18 protein-coding genes are annotated in these 16,880 nt (G+C 69.5%); 10 read left to right on the top strand and 8 right to left on the bottom strand.

All coding sequences use genetic code 11. The annotated features are described in order from the left end of the window. Nucleotides 1–6: 6 nt before the first annotated feature. Nucleotides 7–579, top strand: a complete 573-nt coding sequence (locus BWO91_RS19415; protein WP_079003752.1) for a hypothetical protein — start codon at nt 7–9, stop codon at nt 577–579. Between the two features lie 19 nt (nt 580–598). On the opposite strand, the gene BWO91_RS19410 is transcribed toward BWO91_RS19415, so the two are convergent. Next, complete coding sequence (locus tag BWO91_RS19410; protein WP_064294055.1) at nt 599–979, bottom strand: hypothetical protein; 381 nt, start codon at nt 977–979, stop codon at nt 599–601. A 256-nt stretch (nt 980–1,235) separates the two neighbouring features. Between BWO91_RS19410 and BWO91_RS20365 the strand changes: the two genes are divergently transcribed. Together BWO91_RS20365 and BWO91_RS19400 are read left to right on the top strand one after the other, a co-directional pair. Continuing rightward, nucleotides 1,236–4,832 carry an efflux RND transporter permease subunit gene (locus tag BWO91_RS20365; protein WP_079003751.1) on the top strand — a complete coding sequence of 1,199 codons (3,597 nt, stop codon included), beginning with the start codon at nt 1,236–1,238 and terminating at the stop codon, nt 4,830–4,832. Continuing rightward, nucleotides 4,795–6,420 (top strand): DUF7059 domain-containing protein, encoded by a 1,626-nt coding sequence (locus BWO91_RS19400; protein WP_079003750.1) that lies wholly within the window; start codon nt 4,795–4,797, stop codon nt 6,418–6,420. Before BWO91_RS20365 ends, BWO91_RS19400 begins: the two co-directional genes overlap by 38 nt. 20 nt (nt 6,421–6,440) lie before the next feature. Here BWO91_RS19400 and BWO91_RS19395 read toward each other — a convergent pair whose 3' ends face one another. Further along, entirely contained in the window at nt 6,441–6,698 is a 258-nt protein-coding gene (locus BWO91_RS19395) for a Txe/YoeB family addiction module toxin (RefSeq protein WP_064294057.1), read from the bottom strand. 5 nt (nt 6,699–6,703) lie between these two features. Next, entirely contained in the window at nt 6,704–6,955 is a 252-nt protein-coding gene (locus BWO91_RS19390; RefSeq protein WP_064294058.1) for a type II toxin-antitoxin system Phd/YefM family antitoxin, read from the bottom strand. A gap of 150 nt (nt 6,956–7,105) precedes the next feature. Here BWO91_RS19390 and BWO91_RS19385 point away from each other — a divergent pair, with 150 nt between their 5' ends. The 3 genes from BWO91_RS19385 to BWO91_RS19370 all read left to right on the top strand — a co-directional run bounded on the left by BWO91_RS19385 (nt 7,106) and on the right by BWO91_RS19370 (nt 9,741). Next, a complete protein-coding gene (locus BWO91_RS19385; RefSeq protein ID WP_079003749.1) occupies nt 7,106–8,050 on the top strand; it encodes a J domain-containing protein in 945 nt (314 codons plus the stop codon). A gap of 88 nt (nt 8,051–8,138) precedes the next feature. Then, nucleotides 8,139–9,080, top strand: coding sequence for a G5 domain-containing protein (locus tag BWO91_RS19845; protein ID WP_153303562.1), 942 nt, complete (start codon nt 8,139–8,141; stop codon nt 9,078–9,080). Nucleotides 9,081–9,189: 109 nt separating this feature from the next. After that, a complete protein-coding gene (locus BWO91_RS19370) occupies nt 9,190–9,741 on the top strand; it encodes a type 1 glutamine amidotransferase domain-containing protein (RefSeq protein WP_079003748.1) in 552 nt (183 codons plus the stop codon). Nucleotides 9,742–10,036: 295 nt separating this feature from the next. Here BWO91_RS19370 and BWO91_RS19365 read toward each other — a convergent pair whose 3' ends face one another. Together BWO91_RS19365 and BWO91_RS19360 are read right to left on the bottom strand one after the other, a co-directional pair. After that, on the bottom strand, nt 10,037–10,300 hold the full coding sequence (locus BWO91_RS19365) for a GlsB/YeaQ/YmgE family stress response membrane protein (protein WP_079003747.1): 264 nt from the start codon (nt 10,298–10,300) through the stop codon (nt 10,037–10,039). A 96-nt stretch (nt 10,301–10,396) separates the two neighbouring features. Further along, entirely contained in the window at nt 10,397–10,570 is a 174-nt protein-coding gene (locus BWO91_RS19360; RefSeq protein WP_064294062.1) for a CsbD family protein, read from the bottom strand. A gap of 194 nt (nt 10,571–10,764) precedes the next feature. Between BWO91_RS19360 and BWO91_RS19355 the strand changes: the two genes are divergently transcribed. Beyond that, nucleotides 10,765–11,847, top strand: coding sequence for an alpha/beta hydrolase (locus BWO91_RS19355; RefSeq protein ID WP_167620532.1), 1,083 nt, complete (start codon nt 10,765–10,767; stop codon nt 11,845–11,847). A 10-nt stretch (nt 11,848–11,857) separates the two neighbouring features. On the opposite strand, the gene BWO91_RS19350 is transcribed toward BWO91_RS19355, so the two are convergent. Further along, nucleotides 11,858–12,778 (bottom strand): hypothetical protein, encoded by a 921-nt coding sequence (locus BWO91_RS19350; protein WP_079003745.1) that lies wholly within the window; start codon nt 12,776–12,778, stop codon nt 11,858–11,860. Between the two features lie 111 nt (nt 12,779–12,889). After that, entirely contained in the window at nt 12,890–13,663 is a 774-nt protein-coding gene (locus tag BWO91_RS19345) for a lysophospholipid acyltransferase family protein (protein WP_079003744.1), read from the bottom strand. A 94-nt stretch (nt 13,664–13,757) separates the two neighbouring features. Between BWO91_RS19345 and BWO91_RS19340 the strand changes: the two genes are divergently transcribed. The 3 genes from BWO91_RS19340 (at nt 13,758) to BWO91_RS19330 (ending at nt 16,546) form a co-directional block, all read left to right on the top strand. Beyond that, on the top strand, nt 13,758–14,369 hold the full coding sequence (locus tag BWO91_RS19340) for a TetR/AcrR family transcriptional regulator (protein ID WP_153303561.1): 612 nt from the start codon (nt 13,758–13,760) through the stop codon (nt 14,367–14,369). 157 nt (nt 14,370–14,526) lie between these two features. Continuing rightward, nucleotides 14,527–14,973 (top strand): Fur family transcriptional regulator, encoded by a 447-nt coding sequence (locus BWO91_RS19335; RefSeq protein WP_079003742.1) that lies wholly within the window; start codon nt 14,527–14,529, stop codon nt 14,971–14,973. A gap of 115 nt (nt 14,974–15,088) precedes the next feature. Further along, nucleotides 15,089–16,546: a catalase gene (locus BWO91_RS19330; RefSeq protein ID WP_079003741.1), complete on the top strand. Its 1,458-nt coding sequence runs from the start codon at nt 15,089–15,091 to the stop codon at nt 16,544–16,546. A 72-nt stretch (nt 16,547–16,618) separates the two neighbouring features. Here the strand turns inward: BWO91_RS19330 and BWO91_RS19325 are convergent, their stop codons facing one another. Then, nucleotides 16,619–16,831 carry a hypothetical protein gene (locus BWO91_RS19325; protein WP_079003740.1) on the bottom strand — a complete coding sequence of 71 codons (213 nt, stop codon included), beginning with the start codon at nt 16,829–16,831 and terminating at the stop codon, nt 16,619–16,621. Nucleotides 16,832–16,880 lie beyond the last annotated feature (49 nt).

Here is a 16,880-nt window from a genome sequence, read left to right as displayed (position 1 = left end):
GCGGCGATGAGCGAGGTCCTCCACCTCGGGGCGCTCGTCCCGGCCGCCGTCGGCGCCTGTTGCACCGTCGGCGGCCGACGCGGACCCCTCGACCTCGTGGCCGCGATCGTCATGCTCGCGGCGATGCTCGACCTGGCGACCGGTGTCGGGATGCTGCATCCGTTGCTCTGGGTCGTCGTCCTGATCGTCCTCGCCGTCGCCTCGGCGGTCCGTCTTCGGTCCGTCGCCGGGCTGCCGGCTCCGGTCGACGACGCGGTGGCGCTCGCCGTCAAGCGCCACCGTGCGGCGATGACCGTGCACACCTCAGGCGGTCTCGTCATCATGGCGGCGCTCGTGTGCACCATGGCGGGTCATGCCGCCGGGAGTATATATGCCGGATCGGGTATACACCCGGCAGGACATCAGTTCGGAATCAGTGCCCTCCCCGCCGTGCTCCTGGCGGGCGGCATGGCCGGGTTCGTCGCCCTATCCACGCGGATCGCGGTCGAGGCGGCTCGCCGGCGCGAGCGGGTCGTGGTCATCGAGGTGGTGAGCATGACGGTCTCGGTCGTCGCCATGGCGCTCGCCGCGGCGCTGTGACCTGGGCGGCGGCGTCGATCTACTCGGCGTCGTCGCCTTCCCACGGCGGCCGGGCGACCTTGCCGGACATCCGCCATACCGCTCGGGTCAACTCGGGGTGCACGCGGGCGATCTCACGGAGTACCTCGTACTCCAAGTGGTCCGCGTTGTCGCGATGGTCCTGGGCGTCGTCGAGCGACGAGTACCCGGCGAGCCGCGCCATCGCGTGCTGGGCGGCCAGACCCCGGGCGTGCAGCGCGTCGTCCCGGAGGACGGCGACGACGAGCTCGTCGACTGTCGGCATCGAGGGCAGGAAGTCCCAGGGGTCCTCACCGTCGCGAGCGCGGTGCTCGATGATCACCTCGCGCTCGAGCTGCGCGTCGCGGCGCAACCTGGGGAGGTCGACGGCCTGCAGATCCACGTACCCTCCTCGCTCCGGCGCACCCCGCGGCGCGCACTCGGGTATCAAGGGTACGCCCGGTATCGGAGGACGGTGCCGTCAAGGCGCAGCTCCCTCGCGGTCGAGGCTGGTACCGCGGGACCACCGATGTCGTCCGATCGGCGGATGCCGGTGCCGTTTCAGGTCCATCCTCGTGCGGATGTGATCAGGGGCGCCGCTCCATAGCGTGGAGTGGGGCGGATGGCGCCCACTCCGCGACCGAGAGGCCCGTCCTTCCATGTCATTCCTCACGAGGCTCAGCCTCGCCAATCGACTGATCGTCGGCCTCATCACCGCGGCGATCGTGGCCTTCGGACTCTTCGCGGTCGGTTCCCTGAAGCAGGAACTGCTGCCGTCCGTGCAGCAGCCGGGTGCCGTCGTGGCCGCGACGTACCCCGGCGCCTCGCCGTCGTCGGTGGAGCGCGAGGTCACGAAGCCCGTCGAGCAGGCGGTGCAGGGGGTCAAGGGCGTCACCGGCGTCACCTCGACGTCGGTCAGCGGTTCCACGTCCGTGCAGGTGAGCTGGGACTTCGGGCAGGACGACGAGAAGATCGTCGGTGACATCCGCAGCGCCCTCGCCGGCTTGAAGAGCACGCTTCCGAGCGACACGACCACCGAGGTCTACGCGGGCGGCAGCGACGACATCCCCGTGCTGCAGCTCGCGGTCGCGTCCGAGGACGAGTCCGGTGAGTTCGCGGGCAGGGTCGAGACCACCGTGCTCCCCGCGCTCCGCGGCATCGCCGGCGTGCGCCAGGTCGATCTCGCGGGCGAGAACGCCACGCAGCTCGTCATCACGATGCGTCCGGCCGACCTCGCGGCCAAGAAAGTGACGGCGGAGGAGGTCATGGCGGCCGTCCAGGCGAGCGGCGTCATCACGGCTGCCGGGACGAGTGTCGACGCCGGCAAGGAGCTCTCGATCGAGGTCGGCTCGGCCGTCGGCTCGCTGGCCGAGGTGCAGGCGCTCCCCATCCAGCACGAGGACGGGCCCTTCGCGCTCTCCGCCGTCGCGGACGTGGAGCTCGTGCCCGCAGCCGAGACCTCCATCGCCCGGGCGGACGGTCTCCCGTCGCTGTCGCTCACGATCCTCAAGGACCCGTCGGCCAACGCCGTCCAACTCGCCCACACCATCCGTGACGCCCTCCCCGGGCTGGAGCAGGAGCTCGGCTCGGGTGCGGCCTTCACCGTCGTCTTCGACCAGTCGCCGATGGTCGAGCAGTCCATCCACGACCTCTCCGTCGAGGGCGGGCTCGGGCTGTTGTTCGCGATCATCGTGATCCTGGTGTTCCTGCTGTCGATCCGGTCCACGATCATCACGGCCGTGTCGATCCCGCTCTCGCTCCTCATCGCGATGATCGGTCTGTGGATCGGCGACTACTCGCTCAACATCTTCACGCTCGCGGCGCTGACCGTCGCCGTGGGGCGGGTGGTCGACGACTCCATCGTGGTGATCGAGAACATCAAGCGTCGGCACACCGGGCGGGCGATGACGACCACGAGCGTCGTCGAGGCGGTCCGCGAGGTCGCCGGGGCCGTGACCGCGTCGACGATCACGACCGTGGCCGTGTTCCTCCCGGTCGCCTTCGTCGGCGGGACGGTCGGCGAGCTGTTCCGACCGTTCGCCGTCACCGTGTCGGTCGCGCTCATCGCATCCCTCGTGGTCTCGCTCACGATCGTGCCGGTGCTCGCCTACTGGTTCATGCGAGGCTCCTCCGCCCCGGCTGTCGGCAAGGCCACCGACGATGCGGCCACCGAAGCGGCGTCCGTCGTCGAGGACGAGTCCGAGGCGTACTCGAAGCTCCAGCGCGCCTACCTGCCGGTCCTGCGCACCGCCCTGAAGCGTCCGTTCGTGACCCTGCTCGTGGCGGCGGTCGTGTTCGCGGGGACGATCGTCTCGGCGGGGTTCCTGAAGACCGACTACCTCGGCGACATCGGGGGCGAGAACACCGTCACGGTCACGCAGGAACTCCCGGAGGGGACAAGCCTCGACGTCACCAGCGACGCGGCCGCGGCCGTCGAAGCGGTCCTCGCGAAGACCGCCGGCGTCTCCGGATACCTGACCACCGTCGGTGGGAACGGTTCGAGCAACACGGCACAGATCAGCGTGACCGTCGGTGAGGAGAGCTCGCGCGAGGGCGTCGCCGACACCATCCGGGACGCCGTGGCGAAGCTCGACGACGTCGGCGAGGTCACCGTCGGCGACGCCGGGGGCGGATTCACCGGTGGCGGAGGCGGCATGGAGGTCACACTGCAGGGTGAGGACCCCGCGGCGCTCGCCACGGCGGCGGCCGCGGTACAGGACATGCTCGGCGGTACGGACGGCCTCCGCGATGCGACGAGCGACCTCGCCGACGAGCAGGGCCTGCTCAAAGTGAACGTCGACCGCGCCGCCGCCGCCCGGTACGGCTTCACGCAGGAACAGATCGGCCAGGCCATCGCCAGTGCGCTCCGCGGCACCCCGATGGGGTCGGTCATCCTCGAGGGAGCGTCTCGCGACATCATCGTCCGCTCGCAGCGGGTCGGCACGACGCCGGCCGAGATCGCCGCACTCCCCCTCCCCGTCAGTGCCTTGCAGCAGGCCGCGGCTCAGAAGGCCGCGACCGACGCCCTCACGGCCGAGCAGGACGAGGCCACCCAGCGCGCGAAGGACGAGGCGGCATCCCAGGCCGCGACCCAGCGCTCGGAACTCCAGGACGCCCGCTCGACCGCGGCCTCGCAGCTCGACGCCCTGCGGGCTCAGCTGAGCGCGTTGCAAGCGGCTCCCGTCGAGGTGCCGCCGGTCACGCCCACGACACCGGAGGAGGAGGCGGCACGACAGGCCTACGAGGCACGCGCCGCCCAACTCGCCGGACTGAGCGACGCCATCTCCCAACTCCAAGGCTCGATCACGACCATCGACGAGCAGCTGGAAGCGATGCGGGACGCCGAGAGCGAGGCCGCCGAACAGCAGGCGGAGGCGGACCGCCTCACCCAGGCGCAGAAGGACCTCGCCAACGTCAGCGCCGTCCCGATCCCGGTCAGCGCCGTCGCGCAGGTGGGCGAGGAACGTGCCGCAGCGGCGATCACGCGTATCGACGGCGTCCGGACCGTGACCGTGTCCGCGACGCCGACGGGTGACGACCTCAGCGCGACGACGCTCGCCGTCCGGGAGGGCCTCGACGGCCTGGACCTGCCGAGCGGGGTCACCGCCTCGGTCGGTGGTGTCGCCCAGGAGCAGGAGGAGTCGTTCGCGCAGCTCGGCCTCGCGATGCTCATCGCGATCGTGCTCGTCTTCATCGTCATGGTGGCGACGTTCCGGAGCCTCCTGCAGCCGCTCATCCTGCTGGTCTCCGTGCCCTTCGCGGCGACCGGCGCGATCGCGGCCCTGCTCATCACGGGGACCCCGCTCGGCATCCCGTCGATGATCGGCCTCCTCATGCTCATCGGCATCGTCGTCACGAACGCGATCGTCCTCATCGACCTGGTCAACTCGTACCGGGCTCGGGGCGACGGCATCGACGACGCGGTCCTGCACGGAGCTCGACTCCGCTTGCGGCCGATTATCATGACCGCCTGCGCGACCATCTTCGCGCTCGTGCCCATGTCGCTCGGACTCACCGGCGGTGGGGTGTTCATCTCGCAGTCGCTCGCGATCGTCGTGATCGGTGGCCTGGTGTCGTCGACGCTCCTGACGCTCATCCTCGTGCCCGTGCTGTACCTGCTCTTGGAGCGCCGGACCGAGCGCCGTCTGGAGAAGCGTGAGCGGAAGCGCACGGCGAAGGCCGCGCAGCGTGAGGTCGAGGAGCACGACGAGCAGACCGATGAGGACCTCGACGCGATCCTCACCACGGATCGCTGACGGCGGCTGCAGGGTGGGCGATCCGGCCCACCCCGCAGCTGGCACACTGGTGGGCGTGGACCAGCGACTGATCGACCTCCTCCGTTCCGACCTCGACGCGGCCGGGTACACGGTGGAACGGGTGCGCGGTCTCTGGGGTGAGACGGCCGAGGCCGCCCTGCACCGCTCGAACCGGGTCGTGGCGATCCGTTCGCTCGACGAACGCCGCCGGACGGCCGGCACTGAACCGATCGCGACGCTGGCGACGCTGTTCGTGCTCGGCGTCTCCGTGGGAGCCGATGACGCGGCGCGTGCACTGCCGTCGCTCGGCCTCGACGGCGCGGTGGCGCTCGGTCTCGTCGGCCTGAGCGACGACGGATCGGTCGCCCCGACCATAGACCTGCGTCCGTACGCCTGGGTCGACGCCAACGGGAGCGGTGCGTGGTGGATCGCCTCCGACCTCGGCGAGCTCGCGCTGGGTCACGAGCTCGGCGAAGAGCACGTCCTCGGCGTCGGCGGCGCGTCGATGACCCTGAGCGGCATCATCCTGCCCGAGCGGATCGGAACGGCACTCGACCTCGGGACCGGGTGCGGCATCCAGGCGCTCCACCTGTCGCGGATCGCGGATCACGTGGTCGCGACGGACATCTCCGAACGAGCACTCGAGCTCGCCGCACTCAACGCGCGCCTGAACGGCATCGACTCGATCGAATTCCGCCACGGCAGCATGTTCGAACCCGTCGCCGGTGAACGGTTCGACCGCATCGTCTCCAACCCGCCGTTCGTCATCACCCCGCGCGCCGAGGGCGTGCCGAGCTACGAATACCGCGACGGCGGTCTGGTCGGCGATGCGCTCGTGGAGTCGGTGTTCCTCGAGGCCGCCCGGCATCTGACGCCCGGCGGAGTCGCGCAATTCCTCGGGAACTGGGAGTACCGAGACGGTGCCGACGGGCTCGACCGCGTGGCCGGATGGGTGGAGCGCAGTCCGGAACCGGTCGACGCCTGGGTCATCGAGCGCGAGGTGCAGGATCCGGCCGAATACGCGGAGACCTGGATCAGGGACGGTGGCACCCGCCTCGGGACGCCGGAGTTCGAGCGCCTCGCGGGAGCCTGGCTCGACGACTTCGCGGCTCGGGCTGTGACCGGCGTCGGCTTCGGTTATGTCCTGCTCCGTCGATCGGACCCGTCCACGCCGCTGCGCCGTTTCGAGCGGCTGCACGGGCAGGCGGGTTCGAACGCCGCCGGGCTCGGTGCGCACCTCGCCGTGTGTCTCCTCGCACACGACTGGCAGGTCGCGCTCGACGACGAGCAGCTGCTCGGCGAACGCGTCATCCTCGCGGGCGACGTCACCGAGGAGCGCCACTACTGGCCCGGTGACGAGGATCCGACGGCGATGACCCTGCGGCAGGGTGGCGGCCTGGCCCGCTCGGTGGGAATCGACACGGGCCTGGCGGGGCTCGTCGGCGCCTGCGACGGCGAGTTGACCCTGGGAGCCATCATCGACGCGATCGCCCAGCTCGTCGAGGTCGATGCGGCGGAACTCCGCGCCGAACTCCTCCCCCGGGTCCGCGCACTGCTGGACGACGGCATCCTCCTACCGAGCTCCTGAGGTGTTCCGGGTCCCCGGCCCTACTCGTAGTGGAAGCGCGCCTGGGCGATGAGGACGCCGTCGTCCGTGAGGCGGTAGACCAGTCGATGTTCGTCGGTGATCCGTCGTGACCAGAATCCCTGGAAGCCGTGCTTGAGCGCCTCGGGTTTGCCGATGCCCTCGTTGCCGTTCCGGATGATGTCCTTCAGGAGGAGATTGATCCGTTTGACGATGCGCCGATCCTGTTGCTGCCAGTGGCAGTAGTCCTCCCAGGCGGCGTCGGACCAGATGAGCCGCACGCCGACTACTCGACCAGATCGTGCTCGGTGCCCGCGCCGGCCTCGAGGTCGTCGATGGCCTGAAGGAGCCGACGTGCGTTCGACGGCGTCCGCAGCAGATACGCCGATTCCTTCAAGGACTCGTAGTCGTCGAGCGCGACGATCACGACCGGGTCGCGCCCCGCTCTGGTGATGATCACCTCCTCGCGGTCGTCGAGGACCGAATCGAGGGTGGCCGCGTAGTTCGCGCGGGATTCCGAATAACTGAGGGTACGCATCAACATCCTCCAAGTACAACAAACTGTACGTTGGCTCGCTGGAGTAGTCCACAGCGCCGACCGGGCGCCGGTTCGGGCGGTCTTCCAGGTGATGGCGATAGTCTGCCGTGTCGGACCGACCGACGCCGCCGACGAAAGCGACCACCCTCCATGCCGGAGAGCCCACTCTCAGCCAGCCCGTACGAGGTGCTCGGTGTGAGCACGACGGCGACGCAGGACGAGCTCCGGAGGGCCTACCGACGGCTCATGCGCGAGACCCACCCCGACCTCGGCGGGAGCGCGCGACAGTTCAACGCCGTCCAGCTCGCCTGGGAGCGCGTCGGAACCGAACAGGACCGGGCCGCCTACGACCGCGGGCGCAACGTGCCGTCCTCCGACGCGGGCGACGACGACGCTCCGACCTGGTCGGCGTCGAGCACGGGTCGGTCGGGTACGCAGCGCGCCGACTCGCGACCCCGCGCTCGCGCCTACGGGCACCCCGGCGGAGACTCGCGCGAGGCCTACCTCGGGCTCATCCGGGAGTGGGTCGGCCGTGGTGTCCCGCTCGACGACCCCTACGACCCGAAGCTCGTCCGTTCGGCTCCGCGCGAGATCCGGCACCAGTTGGCCAACGCGCTCGCCGAGGAGCAGACGGCGCGCACCGTGGCGACGCTCGGCATCGGATACACGGTCTGGCACGACGTCCTGGCGCCGGGCGAAGCGAAGCTCGACCATGTCGTCCTCGGCCCGACCGGCCTGTTCGCGGTCAAGTCGGAGGACTGGGGTGGGCCGGTCCGGGTTCACCGCGGCGAGGTCGTCGGGGAGACGCTCGATCCTCGCGAGGAGCCCGTCCGGTCGATCGTGCGCTCGGCCCGGACCGTCGCGAAGGCGGCCCGGGTGAAGTTCACGGCTTCCGTCATCGTCGTGCCGGACGGTGCGACCCCGGAGTCGGTGGAGTTCATCGGTCGCAAGCATCCGGTGACGGTGCTCGTCGAGCGCTCCCGCCTGGCCGACCTCCTCCGCACCGGTCTCCCGGGCGTCGACCGTATGGGTGGCAACCAGCTGTTCGACATCCGCACGCGCCTGCAACAGACCATCCGCTTCGTCGGCCTCTGACACGCGCCGTGACACGGCGCGGGAGGAATCCCCTCTCGCCCCACTCGGGGACCTTGTGCCGTCCTGCTCCAGGCCCCAGCATCAGGGCATGACTTCTCCCGCAGGCTGGTATCCCGATCCCGAGCAGCCCGGCCAGCAACGATGGTGGACCGGAGTCGGCTGGGGTGGGCAACGCGTGCCGGCGGCCGTGCCCGCTCCCCCGGCCACCGTCCCTCCTGCTGCTGGGGCGTCCCGGACGCGCCACCTCGGTCCGCTCCACATCGTCCTGCTCAGCCTGGTCGGAGCACTGTTGCTCGTCAGCGCCGTCGGTGGCGCGTTCTGGGCGATGCTCGCACTCGTCGCCCTGGTGGCCGTGGTGATCGGTGCGGTCGCGCTCGTCCGTGGTCGCGTCTCCTCCCTCGGGATCCGCAACCGCGGGATGGCGGCCGCGGTGATCGGTGCCGCCCTGTGCCTGGTCGTCGTGGGTGGTGGCGCCAACGCGGCCATCCACCCGGTCGCGCCCCGGCCGGCGGCGCTGTTGTCGGCTCCGGAGGGGACGTCCGCCGCCGAACCGAGTGCCACGCCGACCCCCACCCCGACCGACGTCGTCACCGAGGTGACTGAGGTGGTGGAGATCCCGTTCGCGGTGACCGAGGTCCAGGACCCGGACCTCGACGTCGGTCAGGTCGTCGTGACGACGGCGGGCGTCCCCGGGCAGCAGACGAACACCTACCGCGTCACCACGCGAGCCGGGATCGAGATCGCTCGAGAGCTCGTCGCGCAGCTCGTGTCGGTCCAACCGATCGCGCAGGTGACGTCCGTCGGGACGCGGCAACCCGCTCCGCCGCCGCCTCCTGCGCCCGTCGCCGAGCCGGCCGGTGGAGGGTGCGACCCGAACTACGAGGGGCAGTGCGTTCCGATCGCCAGCGACGTCGACTGCGCCGGCGGGAGCGGCAACGGCCCGGCGTACACGCCCGGCCCGGTGTACGTCGTCGGGAGCGACGTCTACGACCTCGATCGGGACGGTGACGGCATCGCCTGCGACGCCTGAGCAACCCCGTTCGCGCTCGGCGGAAGCCCGGGTCCGAGCGGTGGGGCCGAGCGTATCGTCGCTGGCGAGGCGCCGGACGGTGTCTCGACGCTGACGGATTGGAGCGACGATGAGCGCAGAACTCAACGGCAAGCAGGTGGCCTTCCTGCTCACGGACGGCTACGAGGACAGTGAACTGACGAGCCCCTGGGAGGCGGTCACCGGAGCCGGAGCGACCGCCCGACTGGTGTCGCCCGCCACCCAGGATGTGACCGGGAAGAACGGACACGTCCAGCCCGTCGACGTCGCGGTCGCCGAGGCCTCCTCCGACGACTACCACGCACTGGTGCTGCCCGGCGGTGTCGTCAATGCGGACGACCTCCGCGTGGACGAGAGCTCGGTCGCCTTCGCGAAGGCCTTCTTCGAGCAGGGCAAGCCGGTCGGGGTGATCTGCCACGGCGCATGGATCCTCATCGAGGCGGACGTCGTCCGCGGTCGCGAACTCACGAGCTACCCGAGCCTGAAGACGGATCTGCGCAACGCGGGTGCATCCTGGGTGGACGAGGAGGTCGTCGTCGACCAGGGACTCGTGTCGAGCCGCACGCCCGATGACCTCCCGGCCTTCAATGCGAAGCTCGTCGAGGAGATCGGCGAAGGCGAGCACGAGGGCCAGCACGCCTGACTCCGGTCGCAGCGTGACGCACGAACGCCCGGTCCTGGTGGACCGGGCGTTCATGCGTGCGGGTCAGAACCAGCCGCAGATCGCGCGCAGCAGCTCGAGCAGCTTCCGGTAGAAGTCCATGAGACCCCCTCCTCTCATATCAGATGCTGATATCGAACATCAGACATTCTGACAGCACTTGGGACGCCACACAGTCCCCGAAACGGCGGACACCGTGCTGCCGGCGATGACCTCCACACGCACGAACGCCCGGCCCCCTGGAGGGGCCGGGCGTTCGAGTGCTGTGTGGGGGCGGTTACGCCTTCTTGTTGCGGGTCAGCGCACCGTAGATGAGGAGCACGACGATGGATCCGCCGATGGCGAGGAGCCACGTCTGCAGCGAGAAGAACTCCTGCAGGTTCGCGCCGAAGAGGATGCCGCCGAGCCATCCGCCGAGCAGTGCGCCGACGACGCCGAGCAGCAGCGTGATCAACCAACCGCCACCCTGACGGCCCGGAAGGATTGCTTTGGCGATGGCGCCGGCGATGAGGCCGAGCAGCAGGAAGCCGAGAAAACTCATGATGTCTCCAAATGTGATCGCTGGATCGAACGGGGTGCCGGTCGACCGTGTTACCGCCCCCGCCGGTGGGCGGGGGCAGCCACTGTACCGCGAGGACTAGTGCTTGAACGCGTCCTTGACATTCTCGCCGGCCTTCTTGGCGTCGGCCTTCGTCTGGTCGGCCTTGCCCTCTGCGACCTTGCTGTCGTCGCCGGTGACCTTGCCCAGGGCTTCCTTCGCCTTGCCCGCGAGGTCCTCAGCGGCGTTCTGGATCTTGTCCGATGCACTCATGGCGTTCTCCTTCGTCTGCGTTGGAAACCGGTGATGATGTCCGGTCATCGGGTAAGACGCAGCTCAGTGGGCATTCGTCACGAAATCCGTCGAAAAACTTCCGGGGCGCAGTGGGTGTCCGATCGAATGCGAGACTGGACGTTCGTGTTCCGCCAGGCAGCGCCGCCGTCCAGACCCGCCAGGAGGTGAATCGCTTGAGGACAGCACCCCCTCGCTCGGGCTTCGCGCGCTTCCTCCGTGTCGTCCGCAACACGATGTTCTGGATCATCGGCGTGATCCTCGCCATCGCGCTGGTGATCCTCGTCTGGTTGCAGCTGACCCCGTGGCCCGGCTCGATGGTCATCCGCATGGCCTTCGACGAGCGGGCGAAGGTCGTGCAATCGGACCTCGTGAAGTACGTCCCAGACGGTGTCGACGTCCGACAGGACATCCCGTACCGCTCCGGCGACGCGGACGCGCTGCTCGACGTCTACACGCCCGATGGCGTCCGCGGGAGTGGCGCGGCCCTCCCGACGATCGTGTGGGTGCACGGCGGAGCCTGGATCTCCGGCAGCAAGGAACTCATCTCCAACTACATGCGCGTGCTGGCCGGAGAGGGGTACACGGCGGTCGCGGTCGAGTACACGATCGCGCCGGAGGGCCAGTACCCGTTGCCCATCGAGCAGGTCGCCGACTCACTCGGCTACCTCGACGCCAACGCACGCGCGCTCAACGTGGATTCGTCCAAGCTCATCCTCGCCGGCGACTCCGCCGGTGCCCAGATCGCCGCCCAGGTCGCGAACGTGGTCACGAGCTCCGAGTACGCCAGCTCCATCAAGGTCGAATCGCCGATCGAGCCGGAGCAGCTCGCCGGGGTGGTCCTCGCATGCGGGGCGTACGACCTCAGCCTGGTCAACGCCGAGGGCAGCTTCGGGTGGTTCCTCGACACGGTGCTCTGGTCGTATTTCGGTGCGCGCGACTACAAGACCCGACCGGAGGTGGCGTCCGCGTCCGTCGTCGACTACCTGACCGCGAAGTATCCGCCGACGTACATCACGGTGGGCAACTGGGATCCGCTCTACCCGCAGTCGGTCGAGTTCAAGGCGAGGCTCCAGGGCCTCGGTGTGGATGTGCAATCGATGATCTTCAACCCGGACTTCCGGCCAGGGCTCGAGCACGAGTACCAGTTCCTGCTCAACGACCAGGGTCGGTTCAACCTCCAGCGCATGGACGCCTTCATCGACGGCGTCACCGACACGAGCCTGCCGTTCGGCCAGCAGGGTCCGCCCGTCCGCTGAACGACCTGTGTCAGGGGAGGCGGATGCGTTCGCCGTCCTCGATGAGACGACCGTGGAGCACCGCCTGGGCGAGTGTCAGGTCGAGCCAGCGTCGAGCGGTCTCACCGAGGCGACCGTAGCCGAGCACGGACGCCGCCTGCATCGGCAGCTGCTCGCGGTCGACCTCGTGATCGGGGCTCGCGGTGATCACGAGCTCCATGGCGTTGCAGATCTCCGCGGGACTGATGTCGGTGACCGCGCGGTGGTCGCGATGCACGACCCGGCGGACGCCTCGCCACGTGACGACGTCGAGTCCGGTGGGCCAGGCGAAGCCGTTCTGGACGACGAACGCGTCCGTCACCAGCGCCGACAGCTCGGTGCGGGACTCCTCGGACGGTCGGTCGACGCCGAAGCGCCGAGCCACGATGGTCACGAGGCGAGGGACGGCGATCGGGCCCTCGGTCGTGAGGATCGCCGATGCGACCCGGGTCACGGCGGCCTTCGTGAGTTCGAGGTTGTCGAGGACGGATGCCGGGCCGATGACGGAGTCGTCGGCGAGCTCGAAATCGGTGATGGCGACGCTCAGCGGGACGACCGGGGCTGACGCGGTGACGGGGAGGGCGACCGGGTCCACCAGGCGGGTCGTGGACCGCGCGTCTCCTGAGGTCGCCTCGTCGACGTCCGTGCCGGCGACGGGCGTCCGAGGTGCGTGCGCGTCACCGCCGTCCAGTGGCGCCGAGTCGTCGGGCTGCAGCTCCTCGGGCGTCGGCGTCGGCCGAGGCGTGGGATCCGGCGTGCGCCGTGGCGAGTGGTCGGCTGCGGACTCGGCGTCGTTCGTGTCCGGTGCGACCGGCGCCGCGGGGTCCTCCGACAGTGCGCGTTCAGCGCGTTCGCGCCAGGACTTCGGGAGCCACGTCGACTTCGCGACGAAGCCGTTCCACCCACGACTCACGGTGCCACGCTCCGCTCGGGGCGCGGGCTGGCAGAGCGACGACGCCCTGCGGGGTGGGTCGACGAGGTCAGAGGTGGCACCTCCACAGGATAGACCGCGGCGGACGTCCGCTCAGCTCGTCGTCTGCCGACGCGCCTCGCGTCGGCGCTCGCGTTCGAGGTCGGCGGCTGCAGCCTCGGCAGGCGTCGGAGCCGTCCCACCCAGAGCGCGAGGTTGCCACCACGCCCCGGTGCCGTCGACGGGATAGTCGCGTTGCAGCTCGTCGATCATGCCCTGGAGGCGGTCGCGGAGCTGCTCGGTGCTCGCGCCCACATCGGCGCCGGGCGCGACGGTGATCGGCTCGCCGAACGAGAAGTGCACGGGGACCCCGAACCGTTCGCGGAAGCCGACCCGGTGGTTCTTCGTCAGGAGGCGATGACCACCCCAGACCGCGACGGGGATGATCGGCACGCCGGCCTCCTGCGCGAGGCGGACCGCGCCCGACTTGAGCTCGCGGACGGTGAACGAGGCGCTGACGCCGGCCTCGGGGAAGACCCCGACCAGCTCGCCGCTGCGGAGCGCTGCGACGGCGTCGGCATAGGCGGCCGCACCGGCACGCATGTCGACGGCGATGTGCCGCATGCTCCGGAGGAGACGGCCCACGATGGGCTGGTCGAAGGCGCCCTGCTTGGCCATGAACCGGATGCGGCGGCGGTTGTGGAGCACGGTCGCCCACTCGACGAGTGCGAACTCGAGGTACCCGAAGTGGGTCATCGCGATCACCGCACCACCCTCGTCGGGCAGGTGCTCGATGCCGCTGGTGTGACGGCGCAGGCGCCAGAAGCCGAAGAGGGAGCGACCGACACCGACGGCGGTGTCGTACACGGGCTCATTGCGGCGTCTCATGGCGACACCGTACGACAGGGACCTGGGGAACTACCGGGCTGGGGGTGCCTCGGGACCCTTCGCCGGCGGACCGCACGCCCGATACGATCGCAGGATGACGGTGACGCAGACGGGCCGCTCCCGCGGCAGCTACGCCAAGACGGCGGCACGACGCCGGGAGATCCTCGAGGCGGGGATGGACGTCTTCGCCGAGCAGGGCTTCCGCAGCGGATCGCTCCGCGAGGTCGCGGAGCGCGTGGGCATGAGCCAGGCCGGCCTCCTCCACCACTTCTCGACCAAGAACGATCTGCTCGCCGCGATCCTCGACTTCCGCGACGACCGGGATCGCGAGGAGTCGGGCATCGAGATCGGGAGCGGCATCGAAGGCATCCGCGGGCTCCTCCGCCTCGTCGAGCACAACATGCGCGTCCCCGGTCTCGTCGAGCTCCACTGCGTCCTGTCCGCCGAGGCGACCTCACCGGACCACCCGGCGCACGAGCACTTCGTCCGGCGGTACAGCTGGTTGATCGACGGGATGACCGTCTCCTTCGAGGTGATGGCGCGCGAGGGTCAGCTGGTGGACGGCATCGAACCCGCGAGCGCAGCGCGCATGCTCATCGCGATGATGGACGGTCTCCAGCTGCAGTGGCTGCTCGATCGTGACTCCGTGGACATGGCCGAGGAGACCCGACGATCGCTTCGACCTCTGCTGACGGTCGAGCTCTAGCCCGGCGCTCGCCCGTCGTGACCGGGAGTTCTCCACATCCGGCGTCACGCATCCGTCCATCACTCATATCTGATATTAGAGTTGGGCTGGCTGCGGGACAACGCGGAGGGGAAGTCCTTATTTTGACTAATTCAAAACAACTCGGTACGGTGGCTGCATGAACGGATCGGAGGTGGAGTCGGCGACGAACGACTTCCACACGAGGATCCGGGCCGCTGGGCTGCGGGTGACCACGGGACGTCTCGCCGTCCTCGAGATCCTCGCCCGGACACCGCACGCCGACGTGGAGCAGGTCGTCGCTTCCCTGAAGCCGCGAGCACCGCAGACCTCCCCACAGGCTGTGTACAGCGTGCTCAACGCCTTCGTCGCAGCCGGCCTTGTGCGCAGGATCGAACCGGACGGCCATCCCGGCCGGTACGAGCTGCGCGTCGACGACAACCACCATCATCTGGTGTGCAGCTCGTGCGGCGCCGTGGTCGACGTCGACTGTACGCAGGGCGCGGCGCCGTGCATGCACCCGGACGACGCGGCGGGGTACCTGATCGATGCGGCCGAGATCACGTTCTGGGGAGTATGCCCCGCGTGCCAGGCGGATGCCGCCTGACACCGTTCCACAGACCACTCGACGGCACCTCCATGCCGATCGTCAGCTGTCACCGCCAGGGTGGCAGTGCTGAATCCATCCGACCGTCCGACCAGCCCCACCCTCGAGGAGAGACATGTCCGAGACCAGCTACACCACCACCAACAGCGGAGCACCCGTCGCGAGCGACGAGCACTCCCAGAGCGTCGGCGCAGACGGAGCGATCGCGCTCCACGACCACTACCTGGTCGAGAAGCTCGCGCAGTTCAACCGCGAACGGGTACCGGAGCGTGTCGTCCACGCCAAGGGCGGTGGTGCGTTCGGACGGTTCGTCACGACCGGCGACGTCTCCCGGTTCACGCGTGCCGCACTGTTCCAGCCGGGCGTCGAGACCGAGATGCTCGCACGCTTCTCCACCGTCGCCGGTGAGCAGGGCAGCCCCGACACCTGGCGCGACCCCCGCGGCTTCGCGCTGAAGTTCTACACGAGCGAGGGCAACTACGACCTCGTCGGCAACAACACGCCGGTGTTCTTCATCCGCGACGGCATCAAGTTCCCCGACTTCATCCGCTCGCAGAAGCGACTCCCGGGCTCGCACCTGCGCGACCACGACATGCAGTGGGACTTCTGGACGCTCTCCCCCGAGAGCGCACACCAGGTCACCTGGCTCATGGGCGACCGCGGTCTTCCGGGCTCCTGGCGGCACATGGACGGGTTCGGGTCGCACACCTACCAGTGGGTCAACGCCGCAGGCGAGCGCTTCTGGGTGAAGTACCACTTCAAGACCGACCAGGGCATCGAGATCCTCACGCAGGACCAGGCCGACCAGATCGCCGGCGAGGACGCCGACTTCCACATCCGCGACCTCTCCGAGGCGATCACCCGCGGCGAGCACCCGAGCTGGACGCTCTCCGTCCAGGTCATGCCGTACGCCGACGCCGCGGGCTACCGCTTCAACCCGTTCGACCTCACCAAGGTCTGGCCGCACAGCGACTACCCGCTCATCGAGGTCGGCAAGATGACCCTCGACCGCAACCCGGAGAACTACTTCGCGCAGATCGAGCAGGCGACCTTCGCGCCGTCGAACTTCGTCCCCGGGATCGCTGCGAGCCCCGACAAGATGCTCCTCGCCCGCATCTTCAGCTACGCGGATGCACACCGCTACCGCGTGGGCACCAACCACGCACAGCTGCCGGTGAACGCCCCGCACGCGCCGGTGCACACGTACTCGAAGGAAGGCGCCATGCGCTACACCTTCAACGACGCGGACGCGCCGGTCTACGCACCGAACTCGGTCGGTGGCGCCCACGCCGACCCTGCGCGTGCCGCTGAGTCCAACGGCTGGCAGTCCGACGGCGAGCTCGTGCGGGCAGCCGCGACGCTGCACGCCGAGGACGACGACTTCGGTCAGGCCGGGACCCTCGTGCGCGAGGTGCTCGACGACGCCGCCCGCGACCGTCTCGTCGGCAACATCATCGGGCACGTCTCGAAGGTGACGCGAGCGGATCTCCGCGAGCGGGTCATCGCCTACTGGACCGCCGTCGACGGCACGCTGGGCGCTCGCGTCGCAGCAGGCCTCCCGCCGCTCGTCTAGAGCCCGGCGCCCAACGTGCGGAAACGGTCGCCATCCCTCGCGGGTGGCGACCGTTCCTGTGCGTTCGCGGGGTCAGAACCCCATCGGGCCACCGCCACGACGGGGCACGCCGCCGGTGCCCTCCGCCAGGCCTCTCGCGCGTTCGCGCTCGACCTCCGCGTCGTTGTCGTGCGAGCGGTGTTCGTCGGCCGAGCGCGCGGCGCGGTCTCGCCGTGACACGTACCAGACGGCCGCGACCGCCAGGAGGACGAGCGCGGCGAGGATGACGATGGTGCCGATGTCCATGTGATGCTCCTCTCCTCGTCCATCGACCCTAACGAGGCCTCAGATGCAC

Origin of the sequence: Plantibacter flavus, assembly GCF_002024505.1 — a bacterium.
Taxonomy (GTDB): domain Bacteria; phylum Actinomycetota; class Actinomycetes; order Actinomycetales; family Microbacteriaceae; genus Plantibacter; species Plantibacter flavus_A.
This window is presented reverse-complemented; position numbering and strand designations above follow the sequence as displayed.

Coding starts and splice junctions, on each gene's coding strand:
- BWO91_RS19335 (WP_079003742.1), top strand. CDS start 14,527: ATGAACGGATCGGAGGTGGAGTCGGCGACGAACGACTTCCACACGAGG.
- BWO91_RS19330 (WP_079003741.1), top strand. CDS start 15,089: ATGTCCGAGACCAGCTACACCACCACCAACAGCGGAGCACCCGTCGCG.
- BWO91_RS19360 (WP_064294062.1), bottom strand. CDS start 10,570: ATGAGTGCATCGGACAAGATCCAGAACGCCGCTGAGGACCTCGCGGGC.
- BWO91_RS19390 (WP_064294058.1), bottom strand. CDS start 6,955: ATGCGTACCCTCAGTTATTCGGAATCCCGCGCGAACTACGCGGCCACC.
- BWO91_RS20365 (WP_079003751.1), top strand. CDS start 1,236: ATGTCATTCCTCACGAGGCTCAGCCTCGCCAATCGACTGATCGTCGGC.
- BWO91_RS19340 (WP_153303561.1), top strand. CDS start 13,758: ATGACGGTGACGCAGACGGGCCGCTCCCGCGGCAGCTACGCCAAGACG.
- BWO91_RS19370 (WP_079003748.1), top strand. CDS start 9,190: ATGAGCGCAGAACTCAACGGCAAGCAGGTGGCCTTCCTGCTCACGGAC.
- BWO91_RS19365 (WP_079003747.1), bottom strand. CDS start 10,300: ATGAGTTTTCTCGGCTTCCTGCTGCTCGGCCTCATCGCCGGCGCCATC.
- BWO91_RS19325 (WP_079003740.1), bottom strand. CDS start 16,831: ATGGACATCGGCACCATCGTCATCCTCGCCGCGCTCGTCCTCCTGGCG.
- BWO91_RS19345 (WP_079003744.1), bottom strand. CDS start 13,663: ATGAGACGCCGCAATGAGCCCGTGTACGACACCGCCGTCGGTGTCGGT.
- BWO91_RS19845 (WP_153303562.1), top strand. CDS start 8,139: ATGACTTCTCCCGCAGGCTGGTATCCCGATCCCGAGCAGCCCGGCCAG.
- BWO91_RS19385 (WP_079003749.1), top strand. CDS start 7,106: ATGCCGGAGAGCCCACTCTCAGCCAGCCCGTACGAGGTGCTCGGTGTG.
- BWO91_RS19415 (WP_079003752.1), top strand. CDS start 7: ATGAGCGAGGTCCTCCACCTCGGGGCGCTCGTCCCGGCCGCCGTCGGC.
- BWO91_RS19400 (WP_079003750.1), top strand. CDS start 4,795: ATGAGGACCTCGACGCGATCCTCACCACGGATCGCTGACGGCGGCTGC.